Annotated in this window: 14 protein-coding genes; 7 read left to right on the plus strand and 7 right to left on the minus strand. The window is 45.2% G+C overall.

From position 1 onward, the window contains the following. The first annotated feature begins 117 nt into the window (after window positions 1–117). The 3 genes from ACXAD8_RS21485 to ACXAD8_RS21495 all read left to right on the plus strand — a co-directional run bounded on the left by ACXAD8_RS21485 (window position 118) and on the right by ACXAD8_RS21495 (window position 1,668). Window positions 118–414 carry a GNAT family N-acetyltransferase gene (locus ACXAD8_RS21485; RefSeq protein ID WP_475232300.1) on the plus strand — a complete coding sequence of 99 codons (297 nt, stop codon included), beginning with the start codon at window positions 118–120 and terminating at the stop codon, window positions 412–414. A gap of 536 nt (window positions 415–950) precedes the next feature. Beyond that, entirely contained in the window at window positions 951–1,100 is a 150-nt protein-coding gene (locus ACXAD8_RS21490; RefSeq protein ID WP_475232303.1) for a hypothetical protein, read from the plus strand. 355 nt (window positions 1,101–1,455) lie between these two features. Next, window positions 1,456–1,668, plus strand: coding sequence for a hypothetical protein (locus ACXAD8_RS21495; protein WP_475232304.1), 213 nt, complete (start codon window positions 1,456–1,458; stop codon window positions 1,666–1,668). A 27-nt stretch (window positions 1,669–1,695) separates the two neighbouring features. Here the strand turns inward: ACXAD8_RS21495 and ACXAD8_RS21500 are convergent, their stop codons facing one another. Next, a complete protein-coding gene (locus tag ACXAD8_RS21500) occupies window positions 1,696–2,547 on the minus strand; it encodes a thymidylate synthase (protein ID WP_475232306.1) in 852 nt (283 codons plus the stop codon). A gap of 339 nt (window positions 2,548–2,886) precedes the next feature. Here ACXAD8_RS21500 and ACXAD8_RS21505 point away from each other — a divergent pair, with 339 nt between their 5' ends. Next, a complete protein-coding gene (locus tag ACXAD8_RS21505) occupies window positions 2,887–3,897 on the plus strand; it encodes a response regulator (protein WP_475232308.1) in 1,011 nt (336 codons plus the stop codon). A gap of 3 nt (window positions 3,898–3,900) precedes the next feature. Then, window positions 3,901–4,857, plus strand: coding sequence for a sensor domain-containing diguanylate cyclase (locus tag ACXAD8_RS21510; protein ID WP_475232310.1), 957 nt, complete (start codon window positions 3,901–3,903; stop codon window positions 4,855–4,857). A 20-nt stretch (window positions 4,858–4,877) separates the two neighbouring features. Here the strand turns inward: ACXAD8_RS21510 and ACXAD8_RS21515 are convergent, their stop codons facing one another. Both ACXAD8_RS21515 and ACXAD8_RS21520 read right to left on the minus strand, forming a co-directional pair. After that, window positions 4,878–5,591, minus strand: coding sequence for a substrate-binding periplasmic protein (locus ACXAD8_RS21515; RefSeq protein ID WP_475232312.1), 714 nt, complete (start codon window positions 5,589–5,591; stop codon window positions 4,878–4,880). 171 nt (window positions 5,592–5,762) lie between these two features. After that, window positions 5,763–7,121 (minus strand): AmpG family muropeptide MFS transporter, encoded by a 1,359-nt coding sequence (locus ACXAD8_RS21520; protein WP_475232313.1) that lies wholly within the window; start codon window positions 7,119–7,121, stop codon window positions 5,763–5,765. Window positions 7,122–7,560: 439 nt separating this feature from the next. Here ACXAD8_RS21520 and ACXAD8_RS21525 point away from each other — a divergent pair, with 439 nt between their 5' ends. Together ACXAD8_RS21525 and ACXAD8_RS21530 are read left to right on the plus strand one after the other, a co-directional pair. Continuing rightward, window positions 7,561–8,412, plus strand: a complete 852-nt coding sequence (locus tag ACXAD8_RS21525; RefSeq protein WP_475232315.1) for a helix-turn-helix domain-containing protein — start codon at window positions 7,561–7,563, stop codon at window positions 8,410–8,412. 106 nt (window positions 8,413–8,518) lie between these two features. Beyond that, entirely contained in the window at window positions 8,519–9,460 is a 942-nt protein-coding gene (locus tag ACXAD8_RS21530; RefSeq protein ID WP_475232316.1) for a DUF2268 domain-containing putative Zn-dependent protease, read from the plus strand. A 67-nt stretch (window positions 9,461–9,527) separates the two neighbouring features. Here ACXAD8_RS21530 and ACXAD8_RS21535 read toward each other — a convergent pair whose 3' ends face one another. The 4 genes from ACXAD8_RS21535 to rapA form a co-directional block, all read right to left on the minus strand. Then, window positions 9,528–9,857, minus strand: a complete 330-nt coding sequence (locus tag ACXAD8_RS21535) for a hypothetical protein (RefSeq protein ID WP_475232317.1) — start codon at window positions 9,855–9,857, stop codon at window positions 9,528–9,530. Window positions 9,858–9,993: 136 nt separating this feature from the next. Further along, window positions 9,994–10,896, minus strand: a complete 903-nt coding sequence (locus tag ACXAD8_RS21540) for a DUF3530 family protein (protein ID WP_475232319.1) — start codon at window positions 10,894–10,896, stop codon at window positions 9,994–9,996. 76 nt (window positions 10,897–10,972) lie between these two features. Beyond that, a complete protein-coding gene (gene rluA / locus ACXAD8_RS21545) occupies window positions 10,973–11,632 on the minus strand; it encodes a bifunctional tRNA pseudouridine(32) synthase/23S rRNA pseudouridine(746) synthase RluA (RefSeq protein ID WP_475232320.1) in 660 nt (219 codons plus the stop codon). Window positions 11,633–11,646: 14 nt separating this feature from the next. Beyond that, window positions 11,647–14,475 carry an RNA polymerase-associated protein RapA gene (rapA, locus tag ACXAD8_RS21550; protein WP_475232322.1) on the minus strand — a complete coding sequence of 943 codons (2,829 nt, stop codon included), beginning with the start codon at window positions 14,473–14,475 and terminating at the stop codon, window positions 11,647–11,649. Window positions 14,476–14,506: the final 31 nt, after the last annotated feature.

Consider the following 14,506-nt stretch of genomic DNA (forward strand, 5'->3'; position numbering starts at 1 on the left):
TATAAAGGTTTTTTAGCCACGCCCTTCGGGAGCAACACAGCACTTCCATTACTGTGTTGCATGTGTTTGAAAGGTAGCCGACATTCCTTCTCACATGCGCCTTGTACTGAAAGCGCTGTGATAGCTCTGAAACAGTATCTTGAGGTGATTTGGGTATATGTCAAAATCAGAAAGTCGAAAGCTTCTTTAGCTCATGAGTTTGACGCTTACCTGGGTTTTATGTACGTAGCTCCCGAGTACCGCGGCCAGGGCCTTAATCAGCAATTAATGGCAAAGCTGATAGATTGGGCTAAAAATCGAGATGTGCATGATTTCTATCTGGATGTGTACGCTGATAATCAATCGGCAATACGCGCCTATGAGAAGTTGGGTTTTAGCGCATCTATGGTGGAAATGAAGCTGAATCGTCGATAGACAACCTCTGGCTTAGAGCCTTCCGGGTTTCGGACTTCAACGTTTTTTTCGTTTTTATATCGGGTAAGCTCAATCGTGATGGTGTTATTTGAGGCCCCAATCCAGGGCGAGAGCATGAGTGCTCATTTAGTGTCCAGAAACTAATTATGTTCATTTGGAGATAATCCAAAACTGCTTCGTTTACGGGTTCGGTTCCGGCAATATTTGTTCGGAGTGCTAAACCTATTCTCCCTTTACGCGCAATAAACTGCGACATCAGTTAAAACAACGATGAGAGCTATCAGGGATGATATCAAATACCAATAAGTAACGTTAAGCATGCTACTCAGTGGAAATTGAAACGGTTTTAGACAAGGCAGATGTTTACAGGTTTAATGGGTTAAATCAAAAACATCTAACGACGTATAAAACCGTTTCAAATCCATCGAAGACGCCATCTCAGCGGCTTACTTCTTTGTTGCGTGAAATTCGAAAGACCACCAGTATTACTTCATTCACGCGCCTCGAATTAAGCTCGCTGATATGGCGCTGAGCGAATGTTTAACGTTACTTATTGGTATACCCAATGCCCAGCACAGGGATGTGCTGTCATTGATGGTCGTCGTTGTTCTGATGGCGAAGTTTATGCTTTTGCGCGTCAGGGGCTGCGGGGGATTCTTAAGGGGGGCGCAGCCCGGTCCCCTTGAGGCGCAGTCGGCGCCCCGACAATGATTTCAATCAAATGATAATGGTTGAATTAGACCGCGGCGCCAAAAAGGCTTACCGAACAGCACACTCAAAACAAAAGCCTGTAGGTAGGTTGAGTACTGCAATATCGATAATTTAAGATGTAGCCAAAATAATTAGGTTGTAGCTTCGGTTAGGTCAGGCTGTGTCCGATGTCGCTCAAAAATCGTTCGCGATCTTGCCCTGGGCCCCAATCCTAGCATCTTTTACCTTGATTTATTTAACAGGGTGAGAAGGTGAATTTATTGCGCCTTTCTTCGTTGATTCATGGTAGCATGCTAACTACTTTGGAGATAAACATAAAAGGATTATTTGATGGTCGGAATTAGTATTTTTCAACTGCTGTTGGTGTTTGTATTTTGGTTGTTGCCAATCATTTTGGTGATAAAGTCAAAACGGGCTTTCGGAACCAATAAAGCAATATGGCTACTAGCCACATTGCTGTTCAACTGGATTGGCTATCTGCTATTTCGCATGGTGTTTACCGAAAAGCCTGGCAGTGGCGAAAATCAAAATCATCAAGTCTGAATTAATTCTTCGATTTTTATAACAGTCCTAAACTGAAAACGGATATTGAATGGCGGGGTGATATTGGTACCCCTCCAGTTCAAAATCATCCAGAGTTACCCAGGTTTCAATGTCCTGCAGTGATTTGATATCGGGATTGATCTTTATTGTTGGTGAGGGATACGGCGTTCTTTTAAGTTGAATGTCCCGCATCGGTGCCAGTTGATCTTCATAAATATGACAATTCACTAGCTTGTGGTAGGCCATTCCCGGTTTTAATCCGGTGATTTGTGCCATCAATGCCAGTAGTACGTACACTTGAACCATATTAAAATTCAATCCCAACGGCACGTCACAAGAGCGTTGTGTGCTGTTCAGGTGTAGGGTATCGCCCAGAATTGAAAAGTGATGGCTGTACATACAGGGCCGTAAACACCCCATGTGAAACGCTCCCGGATGGTAAAATGTCAGGATTTCACCCCGATTATCTTCACCTTTAGACAGGTCGTCGACAATCTGCTTCAGTAAATCAATGCTCCCTCCGTCAGGCTTGGGGAAATTGCGGGCTACCTTGCCGTATATAAAGCCGCAATCGTCTTCGCCTTTGCGATGAGGGTTGTTTAGCCAGGCCTGGTTTTCATTGGCGTTGGCATCCCAGGTTTTGGTGCCAATTTTTCTGAAGTCTGCGGCGTTGTCATAACCGCGTAAATAACCAATAATTTCCGCAATTGCGGCTTTCCAGAAACTCTTTCTGGTGGTCACCAGGGGAAATTCTCCTGCGCCAACATTGTAAGTCAGATCATGATTTATCACCGTCAGACACCTTTTACCGGTGCGTTTGTTGTCTATCCAAACACCTTCATCAATGATGCGCTGACATAAGTTGAGATATTGGTCCATGAGCTGCCTTATTCAAAATTTTGCTCTAGTTTAACAGGGCTGCTTTAAATCCCAATAAAAATGCACAGAAAAATTACTCTGCTGACGATGCCGTTGTGTAGTATTTGCTCAAAGCCTGATTGCCTGGTGAGCAATTATGGAAAAATTTATGTTTCACTTATACTTAAGTTTATATTGAGATATTGTTCAGCCTTCACTATGCTGGACACTATGACAAGCCTCGCTTTAGAGTTGGGATAACTATTTATCCCGGAGGCAGTGAGCGAAAAGAATAACAACTAATTCACGCGCAGTGAAATGCACCGATTTTCATTCGGGCAGATAGGGTATAGAGCAAGAATGACAACTCCCATTCTAATTTGTGATGATTCCGGATTTGCAAGGAAGCAAATGGCACGTTCCATCCCCGAGCAGTGGGATGTCGATATTCAGTATGCCACCAATGGCCAGGAAGCTCTGGACATCATCTGTTCTGGCACAATTGAACTGATGTTTTTAGATCTAAATATGCCGGTACTGGATGGCTATCAAACCATGTTGCAGATCCAACAACAACAGCTACCGGTGAAGGTGATTGTGGTTTCTGGTGATGTGCAGCCGGAAGCTCGCAAACGTATGATGGATATGGGCGCGTTGGAATTCATTCGCAAGCCCATAGACAATCTTAAGCTCTATGAAATCCTGTCTGGTTGCGGCATATATTCCGGAAATGCTTCCCCCTCGAAGCCAGCTACGATTACTACTCCTGAAAAATCCATCGATAAACTGGATGCCTATCGTGAGATGGCTAATGTTGCAATGGGACAAGCAGGTGAAAAGCTGGCGCAATTGCTGGACGTGTTTATTGAACTGCCTATTCCCAACGTCAACATCATTGAATCCACAGAATTGCACATGGCTATTGCAGAAATTCAGCAGAGCGATTCTATCTCTGCTATTTCTCAGGGCTTTATCAGTGCCGGTATCAACGGCGAAGCATTGCTACTGTTTAACGACTCAAACTTCGCCAATATGGTGCGTTTGCTAAAGTATGATCAGGCGTCGGTGACAGAGCAAATCGAGCTGGAAGCCTTAATGGATATTTCTAATATCCTGATCGGAGCTTGTCTGCATGCATTATCAGAGCAATTGCATGTTAAGTTTGGGCAAAACCATCCGATGATTCTCGGTCGTCACTGTGATCTGGAGGGGTTATTGAATAATAGTGTGAGTCGATGGAATAAAGTGGTGGCGATTGAAATTGCTTATTCCATTGAGCATCAGGATATTCATTTCGATCTGATGTTGCTGTTTCCGGACAAAGCGATGGAAATTATCTTCAAAAAACTGGTTAATCTGGTGGAGTCCTGAGCCATGTCTAACGTATTAGCTGAATTAGAAGATCTGCATTTAAAGCACGATTTGTTAGGCTCTATCGAAGTGGGCATTGCGGTGGTAAATCGCGATTTCGAAATCGAGATCTGGAACCAGTTTATGGAAAGCCACAGTGGCATGTCACCGGCAAAAGTGCGGGGCAAGTCATTATTTGATATGTTTCCGGAAATTGATGCCGCCTGGTTCAGACGCAAAACTGACCCGGTGTTTAAGTTGAAAAGCCCGGCTTTTATTATTTGGGAGCAGCGACCGCATCTGTTCCAATTTGAAGCCTACCGTCCTATTACTTCTGCCACTGAATTGATGTATCAAAACATCACTATTTTTCCACTGACTTCGCTGTCGGGTGAGGTAAACCAAATTTGTATCGTGGTTTATGATGTGACAGATGAAGCCATCAGTAAATTGCGTTTTGAAAGCGCCAATAAGCAACTGGAAAAGATCAGTCGCATCGATGGTTTAACCGGCCTGTATAATCGTCGCTACTGGGAAGAAATGTGTGATGCGGAATTTAAACGCGCCATGCGCACCGGCGGTCCTGCAACCATGATGATTCTGGATATCGACCACTTTAAAAAGGTCAATGATAATTACGGGCATCCGGCGGGTGACAAAACCATAAAAATGCTGGCAAAAATCATTGCTAAGGCCATTCGGGAAACAGATATTGCCGGGCGTTATGGCGGTGAAGAGTTCACCATTCTCCTGCCTGATACCAATGTTAAAAGTGCCCAGATTGTGGCAGAACGCATTCGCAAGTTAGCCGAGTATTTACCGGTTGAATATGAAGAGCATACCATTGAATTTACGGTCAGTATTGGACTGGCAGAATTTCACTCCTCGTTCGGTGAATATATGGCGTGGGTAGAAAAAGCCGATCAGGGGCTTTACGAAGCTAAAGAATCGGGCCGCAATCGGGTTATTGTTAGCCAATAACCTGTTTTATACCAGTTCCATTATAACTCTTTAGCTGCTACTTTGAGCTTGTCGAGTAACGCCGAATTAGTCTGTTTATTGGCGGCTAGGTAGAGGGTTTTTCCTAACTGCCTGAGCCTGATAACCGGGCGAAAATCGCTAAGTGAACAATTTAAGTTCTGACAAAACAACTCCATTTGTTCCACACTTGCCGGTGTTAAATCCGCTCTGCCGATCATGAGCATTTTAATATTGTCTTGAGTGTTGGTTTGCACGATGAAGGTGGCTTTGGGGGCTTCCTTTTGCAGCAAGCGCGCGGTAATGTCATCGCGTTTTATCGCAATAATATGGGGCTTTTTAAGTTGCTCCAACTCGGTAATGGTAATCTCAGGTTTGCTGGTGAGTTGATAAAGATAGGTTTCGGTTGTGCCTAATGGTGCAATCCACTCCAACAATTGTTCGCGCTCTTCATTGCGTAATAACGAGAAAATCAAGGTGTCAGGCCGTCTCAGAGCAGTCTCGAAAGCTCTGGCCCAGGGCATCATAATGATTTCAGCCTCAACCCCCGACAGGGTTAATAACTTATTGACCTGTTCAGTCATTGTACCCACAACCTCACCCTGCTCATTCACATACTGATAGGGCGGCAGAGGCTCGGTTAATATTAATAACTCTTTGGCTTTTAGTGACAAGCTGCAAAGTAACAGTAAACAAGTCAACAAGCTTTGTTTTCGAGACAGGATATTTAACAACAAGGTTTTTCTTATTTTTCTATTATTGTTGGGTAACTATAAGACTTATATCAGCTTTTACAATCATTTAACAATGGCTGTCCGCTTATCAGTTCCTTATCAGTTCTACTTTCAATGCTATGCGCTATTGAGTTGCACTTTAAGCGAACATTGTTAACGGCAAATCAGTTATGTTTAGGTTGCTACCTCATCCCGACGAGCTTCAAGCTGATGGATCTTATCCCGGATACTCCACAAAAAGATCAAACTGGGGATAACCATGACGGCTGTGAGTACAAAGAATGCCGCCCAGTTGCCATCCATCGAATCCACAATAAAACCACTGGAAGAGGCCAGGAAAGTTCTGCCTAAGACGCCAAGTGAAGCCATTAGTGCATATTGCGTCGCTGAGAACGTTTTATTACACATCAGTGAAATAAAGGCCACCATTGCCACTGAAGACCAGGCTGAAGTAAAGCCGTCTACGAAAATAGCGGCCACAAACAGGGTTTTATCTGGCCCCACTACGGCAATCAAGGAAAACATCAGATTACTGGCTGCCATGGTGATGCCGCTGATCATCAGACCGCGATAGATACCATAGCGAATGTTGACCAGACCTCCCAATACCGCAAAAAACAGCGTTACCCACCAATTCAATAATTTGGAGTAGGTACCAATATCGGTATTGCTGAAGCCGATTTCTTTATAAAACACCACCGACATGCGACCTAAGAAGGCTTCGCCCATCTTAAATAAGAAAATAAAGGCCAAAATGGACAGAGCAAAACGAAAGCCATTGCGGGCGAAAAACTCTCTAAAGGGCTCTATTATGGTGACCAGTAACCAGATCCCCAACTTTCTCAGGGACTGTAATTGTTTTCCCTGAATGCGTTGCTCGTAATAACTGACCGCTAATTGCTGCGACGCCTGGCGATTTACTTGTGGCTCCTGCGCCCAAAATACCGCGATAGACAATAGCCCCATGATGCCGGCCAGCACAAAGTAGATTTCCCCCCAGGTCCAGCCAGACCAATCTGAGATAAAAAACGGAATCGCTCCAAGGCCTCCGTATCCCGTCCACCAACCGGCGGTAGCCATAGCTGAGGCGGCAGATAACTTGTCTTTTTCCTGTTGATCTATGATGTCAATGCGGTAGGCGTCGATGGCAATATCCTGGGTTGCGGAGGCAATCGCAATTGATAAACCTGCTACTGCCATTAAATAGAGCTGCTCCTGCACCTGTAGCTGCCCCAAAAAGCAACAGGCGACAATGATACAAAGCTGCATAGTGAGGATCCAGCCGCGTCGCAAACCCAACCAGGGGAGTTTGAGCCTGTCTAATAGCGGTGACCACAAGAAGTTAATGGAATAGGCCACGAAAATGACACTAAACAGTCCTATTGCTGTTCGGGATAGGCCTTCTTCTTTCAGCCAGGCAGTCATGGCGGAGCTGATCATGACCCAGGGGTAGCCACTGGCAATACCAAATAAAAATACCGTCAGGATTCGACGATCATGATAGGCTTTAAATTGCGAAAAAAAATGCGACAAGGGGGCTGCTTCTTGTTGTTTTTGTGCTGCTATTGGATCATGCTATGGCGCGCAAATCAATGCAGATAAGGCAAAAAGTCGCTATTGGTTACAATTCTGGTTTTACTGCAGTTACTTTTGTTGTCGATCCATTAAAAGAGCTTGCTAAAATGCAAAGGTCAACACGTCTCTAGTCATGTATACCCTACAAGAATATTTTTTTGTTATTAGCGCCTTTAATTCGTTATTTTTAGCTGGATTACTGCTGTCAAATAAGCGCCCCAATAGCGCTAGTTATACGTTGGCAATATGGTGCATAGGTTTAGCCTATTATGTCATAACGCCGTTAGTCTTAAGTAAGGCGACGTCCACGTTTCTTATCTATGTGTTTATTTGGGGGGCGTATATTCCTGCGTGCTTTGGTGTCTTTATGTATCTATACATACGAACATCTATAACCATGCAACCATTGAAGAGCTCTGACAGTCTCCACTTTCTACCGCTGCTCATATGCTTAGCGTTAAATGCAAAGGTAGTCACCTATTCCCAAGCTGAGTTGTTATTACTCATGGAGACAGGTTCTCCACAGGGAGTTCTAAATACACTTACTTTACTTGTTGTTTATAGCCAGGCATTGATTTATCTGGTGCGAAGCGGTTTGCTTTTGGCTAAGTTTAATCGTCAGGCCAGCGACAATTTATCGGACTTTAATCCTCAAATATTTAGTCATCTACTGAAAATACTGGTGTTAAATAGTCTAATTTGGCTACTGGAATTAGTGTCTAAACTGTTCGGTGGTATCGATTCACTGGCTCTGATTAGCGACTTGTTTTTTGTGTTATTCATTTTACTACTGTCATTATTCCATTGGCATAACCCCAGGCGTTTCCAGATTGTTGCCTTACATGAAGTGGTACAAAAAGAAAGTGCAAATAACAAAGAGCAAAGAAGTGTACCTTCTTCAACCAGAGGCTTGATGCTCGAGCAAGTTAATCAATTAATGGATAATCAACAGCCATTTTTAAATAATGGCCTAACTCTTTCTGAGCTGGCAGAAATGCTCTCTATTAGCACTCACCATCTATCTGAAACGCTAAACAAAGAAGCAGGTAAGAATTTCTATCAATATGTAAATGAATACAGGGTTAAGTATTTTTGCGAATTGCTTAAAACCGCCCCTAAAGAAAAAAGGGTATTAGACTTGGCCATGGCAAGCGGCTTTTCGTCAAAAAGCACCTTTAACCTGGTGTTTAAACAAATTATCGGTATGACCCCCTCACAGTTTAAATCAAGGATGCACGAACATAATTGAAATAAAGCAAACTTTTTCGTCCTAATCTATCGGATAGGACGAATGTCTAAACAAAACGCGTATCTTAACCACACCAAAAGCTTGTATTTTTGTTTGGAGAATTTGAGTGACAAGTTTAGATAAGAGATTGAGTAAGCTTATTTCAGGAGTGTGTTTTACTGCGCTGCTGAGTATTTCCAACCTGGCAGCATCAGAATATCACATTGGTGATGCGCAGCGATTTAGTGAACTTATCAAGACAACAAAAACGCTAACAGCAGAGGATATACAACAGCAGTATTTGTCGGTTGAGAGTGACGGGTTGTCCATTCTTAGACACCGATTTAAAGATGCTGATAGTATTCTGACTGCCGTTAACAAACACCCTGAGGTGTATCAGAAAGCCGCAGAACTGTGTTTACCGGTTGCGATTAATATTCAATCTGCGGCGATGAATACCATGCATAAAGTTGCCAGGTTTTTAAACCAGCCAGTAGTGCCTTCGGTAAACATTGTATTTGGCGCTAATAATACCGGTGGAACCGCTAATGCCCAAGGGATAGCGTTGGCATTGGAGGTTATTTGTCAGCAAGCATCAACAGTTGAGGAAGCTTCCAGGGTCATGCTTGATTATATTGCTCACGAAATTGTGCATGTCTATCAATACCGCATGTCAACCAGAACGGATTTGAACTTCACCTTGCTTGAACTTTCATTAATTGAGGGAATAGCAGATCTTGTAGCAGAGTTAGCTGCAGAACAAAAAAGTACGTTAGAACTGGTTCGTGCTGAATATGGCGAACACCATGAAGCAAGTCTTTGGGCGGAATTTATGCCTGTTATGCATCAACATAAATTGTATCCATGGATGTATGGTACGCCAGCTGACGGCAGACCTTCTGATTTAGGGTATTGGATAGGCAAACAAATCGCGACGGCTTACCTCGATAATCAGGAAGATAAACTCAAGGCATTAAAGTCTCTTATTGTATTAAAAGATGCAAATGAGATATTAGTTGAAAGCCGTTATCAGAATAGCGTGACAGATGAGCACGTTCTTTTGGAGTAATGGTTTGACTCAGGAATTGAAGGAGTGTTGTCAGATTGCCTTGTGCTAATACTCTTTGAAGGCGGATTCAGGGACGAACGCCAACACAATCCAGTGGAAACTGGCCAGCGCCTTCCAGGTAGTCGACACAAATTTTTAGTTCAGAGTGCAGGTAGGGGTCAGTAAGCAGTTTATCTTCGTTCCAGAAATGCAGTTGATGAAGCAGATGCCAAAATACGCGTTCTTTTTGGCTGGCTGGCTCATGGCTGCAGGCCTCTATCTGAGACCATTCTTCCATCGTATCCCAGAAATATAAATCCACTTCTGAATAGGGGATGCGACGCTCCCAAAAAGCTCTTACATAATAGGCCAGTTGTGGTGCTTTAGCTTCGATAAAGTTGTCTACGTTGGTGGTCACTGCTTAATTGACATCTCTTTTTAATTCCCCATGAGTATAGCCGAATCAAAAAATTTTGCCTGCCAGGCTTTTAACCAGTTGGTTATGTATTTGAAAACTCGTTTTTTTTTATTTGCGCAATATCGGAATTCTTCGCTTACCAGCCCATATAGGTGAGCCAGCCGTGAATTTCACGGGCAAGGTATTCATACTGTTGGCGGGAGACTCTCTGACCAATGATTTCTCGTTGCCGATAATGCAGCTTGAGGGATTTGATGGCTTCCACTTTGCGCTCTTTAGCGGTGTTAAGTGTCCAGTCGCTGTCGAATTGGTTGTAGATATCCAAAACCGGAATCGGGGTACGGGCCAGGATGCGTGGCACCAGAATATTCAGATCATGTTGTGGCCAGTTGACTCCCAATGTGACAATGGCATCAGGTTCCGGCAATTGTTCATCGCCGTACAGTTTAGCTAACCATGCCGCAGATGTGCCCTGAGCTATTACCAGCGAAAAGCCCGGATAATTTTGACGTTCTTGCTCCACGGCATTCATCAGTATCTGAAAATCTTGCTCCTGCTGTTGGAACAGAGTCTCACTAATAATCGGGGTACTGGTGTAGGAGGGGATGCGTTGATTTGGTGGTGGCAAGTTATTGGGATCATTACTTGCACTGGCTGCCGCTGCGTCGTTAGATTCAGGGGCATCATTGTTTTCTTCAGTTGAGTCATAATCCAGCGAGGGAGCGGTGACTAAAATGGTGGTCCAGCCAAAATCATTAAGAAATGGTGCCAATGCAGCAAGACCTGACTCACTGGCGCCATTTTTACCGGTTTCTGCCACTAAGATAGCCGCGCCCTTAGATAGTGCCTGGTTAGATTCCTGAATCACCACCACGGTTTCTTCTTCGCCCAATAACAGGGTTCTGAAAGTCTCAGGTCGCATACTGCGCTCTACGTCCAACTTTAACTTTTGCAGATCGTCAATATGCTCCTGACTCAGGGCGTCAGTGGAATACGGCAGGCTTAGCAGTAGTAGCAGAACAAGGGGAAATAATCGCACTTAATCAAATTCTTATTGGCTATTGCTAGGTTATCCGCATTTTACGATAAGACTTAACTTTTTTTAACAGCAGAACCTATTCGAACGGATGCTTAGACGTAAAAGTGATAACCTGCTCAGTGACCGGGTGACGAATGGTCAGCTCGCCGGCGTGCAGCTGTAATCTTGGGGCCATTGCCAGTGCGGTTTCATGCGCATACAACCTGTCCCCCAGAATGGGATGACCCATACTTAACATGTGAACGCGTAACTGATGTGAGCGGCCGGTCACGGGTTTCAGCTCCACCAAAGACCAGTCGTTATCCCGGTGCAGCACTTTCCAGTGGGTCAGGGCACTTTTTCCGTTTTCGTTATCCACTTTCTGTTTAGGGCGATTAGGCCAGTCACAGATTAGAGGCAAAGCAACGCTGCCATCAGGTTGTTCTGGCGAGCCGTAAATACGGGCAAAGTAGCGCTTTTCAGTCTGACGCCGTTCAAACTGCAAGCCGATATGTTTATGGGCTGGCTTGTTCAGGGCAAACAGCATAATACCCGAGGTCGCCATGTCCAGACGGTGCACCACAGTCGCGGTGGGGAATACCCGCATAACTCGTAATTGCAGACTGTCTTTGTGCTGTGGCTGTTTACCCGGAACAGATAGTAAGCCACTGGGTTTGTCCAAAACCAGGATGTCGTCATCCTGGTAAAGGATCTTAAGCCAGGGGCTTTGCGGTGGGTTGTAATTTAACAGTGCCAATCTATTTCGCTCTGTTAAGGGTTGTTAACTACAACCCGAACGGCCTCTAAGCGCAACTGGGCATTTTCTGCTGCCTGCAATAAGCCGGCACGTTGCTCTGTAAGCCTGACGATTTCATCTTCCCTGACTGAGGGATTTACCTGTTGCAGCGCTTTCAGACGAGTAATCTCAGCATTTAGACGGTTTTCGATGGCGTTCAATTTGCTTTCTTTAACCTTAGCGGCTTTCTCATTGCCAATTTTGTCTGCCATTTGCAGGGTTTTTTGAAATTGCCCTGACAGCGCCTTGAGTAGTTGACTACCGATTTTTCTTGGCACCTTGTCCAGCAACGGGAAGAAGGTGTCCTCTTCCTGCGCTTTGGCACTGACTGAAAAACTGATGGGGGTATCGGGAAAATACTGATTTAGCTGCAGACTGCGGTCGCCTTTAGCAGACAACACGAACAAGCATTCCAGCCAGTAATATCCGGCTGGAAACTTTTTATCGGCAGTAAAGGCCATTGAGGATTTGCCGTGCACATCGGCCAGCAGCATATCAATGGCGTTGTGTACCAATGGATGATCCCAACTAATAAAGTGCACATGCTCCAGGTGTGTTGCTGTGTCGCGTTCATAGGTGATGGTCATGCCTTCATCTTGCAATCCCGGCAAATGGCTAACCATAGACTCAGTGGGTGTTAACAGATAACAATGGTCGTCCTTTTCTTCCTGTAAAATGCCTAAGGTGTCGAACAACTGGGTCATGAAGCGCTCCAGTGTCGGTGACTGATCCGAGTCTTCTAGTTGTTCCACAAAGGCTTCTATCTTGCCGATACCGGAGGAGTTGAGCTCCAACAGTTTGTCGCGGCCCTGTTCCAGTTTTGCCAGTAACTCAGTGCGAATTTGTTTGGTTTCATTGAGTAACTTGTCCAGTGACGCCGAATCTTCTGGTTCAAATAAACAGGTTTCAATTTGTTCACTTTGCTCGTCGTACACGGTGGCACCGATAGGGCAGGTGTGGCTAAAGGCATCCAGACCTTCATCAAACCAACGCAGTAAGACTTCCTGTGCGGAACTGCTAAATACGGGGACGTGCAATTGAATATCGCGTTTTTGGCCAATGCGATCCAGGCGACCAATGCGCTGCTCCAGCAAATCCGGGTTTAATGGCAAATCAAACAGAACAAGGTGATGAGCAAACTGGAAGTTTCGACCTTCACTGCCGATTTCACTGGTGATCAGTACCTGAGCGCCGTCTTCGCTTTGCGCAAAATAATTGGCGGCTTTATCTCGTTCAACAATGCTCATGCCCTCGTGAAAAACCGTTGCTCGCATACCGGTTTTAACTCGCAGGGTTTCGGCCAGATCCAGGGCGGTAATGGCATTGGCACAAATGGTCAGTACCTTTTCGCCTTTGAGGTTTTGCAGGGTCTCAAGGAACCAGTTAACCCGGGTGTCAATTTCCGTCCAGAGATCGGTTCCTGCGTAATAGATTTCTGGTGTGATATGGGCTTTTAGCTTGGGAATATCACTGTTCTCAGCATATTCAACTGGCTCATCCAGGCGGCTGGAGTTGAGATAACGGCTGGGAAATCCGGATATAGTTTTACGGGAGTTCCTGAATAGCACCCGGCCGGTTCCGTGTCTGTCCAGCAGATCGGTAACCAACTGTTCCCGCAGACTATGGTCTGCATTAAGCGCATCCAGATTGTACTCTAAATCAGTTAATTTACTTTGCAGCTGGCTGTAATGCTCTTGATTTAACATGGCTGAGCCTAACAGGGCACTGACGGTTTCAGCCAGTTGCGCGTATTCCTGCTCTTCTTTTAAAAAGGCGCTGTAATCGTGGAAACGATTTGGATCCAATAACCGCAAACGGGCAAAATGACTTTCGTGGCCCAATTGATCAGGGGTTGCGGTCAACAGCAAAACGCCTTTAGTCTTGCGCGCTAACTCATCAATTACCTGATATTCCTGAGACGAATTGCCCGGTGACCACTTCAGATGGTGGGCTTCGTCCACGATCAACAGATCCCATTCTGATTCAGAGGCCTGTTGGAAATAGCGTGTGTTGTGGGTGAGGAAGTTAAGACTACACAGTACCAATTGCTCGGAATCGAATGGATTGCCACCTTCCTCTGCCAGAGATTCACAGCGCTCTTCGTCAAAAATAGCAAAGCTGAGATTAAACTTGCGCAGCATTTCCACCAACCACTGATTGACCAGGCTGTCAGGCACTACGATAAGCACTCGATGAGCCCGCTCGGTAAGGAGTTGTTGATGAATGATCATCGCTGCCTCGATGGTCTTGCCCAGACCCACTTCGTCAGCCAGTAGTACCCGTGGTGCGATGCGTTGTCCCACTTCTTTTGCAATGTGCAACTGGTGGGGAATCAAAGAAACTCGCGCACCCAGAAAACCCAATAGCGGGGAAGTCAGGTGATTGTGACGATGAACAATCGACTGCTTGCGCATGTCAAACCAGCGAGGACCGTCGTAGTGACCGTTAAGTAGTCTGTCCTGGGGTTCGGTCAACACAAAGTCATGCGACAAGAAGGTCTCTTTGACACTGACCGCCTCACCGTTATCAACTCGGATGGCGTGGTATTCGAGAATGCCGTTGGCTTCGCTGACGTCTTCAACTTTGAACTGCCAGCCTTCGTGATGCATAGCGGTGTCGCCAACAGAAAACCGGACTCGCGTAATAGGTGCATTTTTTTGTGCGTAATTGCGGCTTTCACCCGAAGCGGGGAATAATATGGATACGGTGCGTTCGTCCAGGGCCACAATAGTGCCTAATCCCAGTTCGACTTCAGCGTTACTTAGCCAGCGTTGACCCAGCGCGGGTGGTTCTTGAATTGCCATGTAAATCTCTGTGTTTCTCTTTATCTAATAA

This window comes from Planctobacterium sp. AWH2_060 (assembly GCF_056158425.1).

What these genes read in the sequence shown, in the direction of transcription:
- ACXAD8_RS21495 (WP_475232304.1), top strand. Translation starts at nt 1,456, where the DNA reads ATGGTCGGAATTAGTATTTTTCAACTGCTGTTGGTGTTTGTATTTTGG.
- ACXAD8_RS21505 (WP_475232308.1), top strand. Translation starts at nt 2,887, where the DNA reads ATGACAACTCCCATTCTAATTTGTGATGATTCCGGATTTGCAAGGAAG.
- ACXAD8_RS21500 (WP_475232306.1), bottom strand. Translation starts at nt 2,547, where the DNA reads ATGGACCAATATCTCAACTTATGTCAGCGCATCATTGATGAAGGTGTT.
- rapA (WP_475232322.1), bottom strand. Translation starts at nt 14,475, where the DNA reads ATGGCAATTCAAGAACCACCCGCGCTGGGTCAACGCTGGCTAAGTAAC.
- ACXAD8_RS21490 (WP_475232303.1), top strand. Translation starts at nt 951, where the DNA reads ATGTTTAACGTTACTTATTGGTATACCCAATGCCCAGCACAGGGATGT.
- ACXAD8_RS21525 (WP_475232315.1), top strand. Translation starts at nt 7,561, where the DNA reads ATGCAACCATTGAAGAGCTCTGACAGTCTCCACTTTCTACCGCTGCTC.
- ACXAD8_RS21510 (WP_475232310.1), top strand. Translation starts at nt 3,901, where the DNA reads ATGTCTAACGTATTAGCTGAATTAGAAGATCTGCATTTAAAGCACGAT.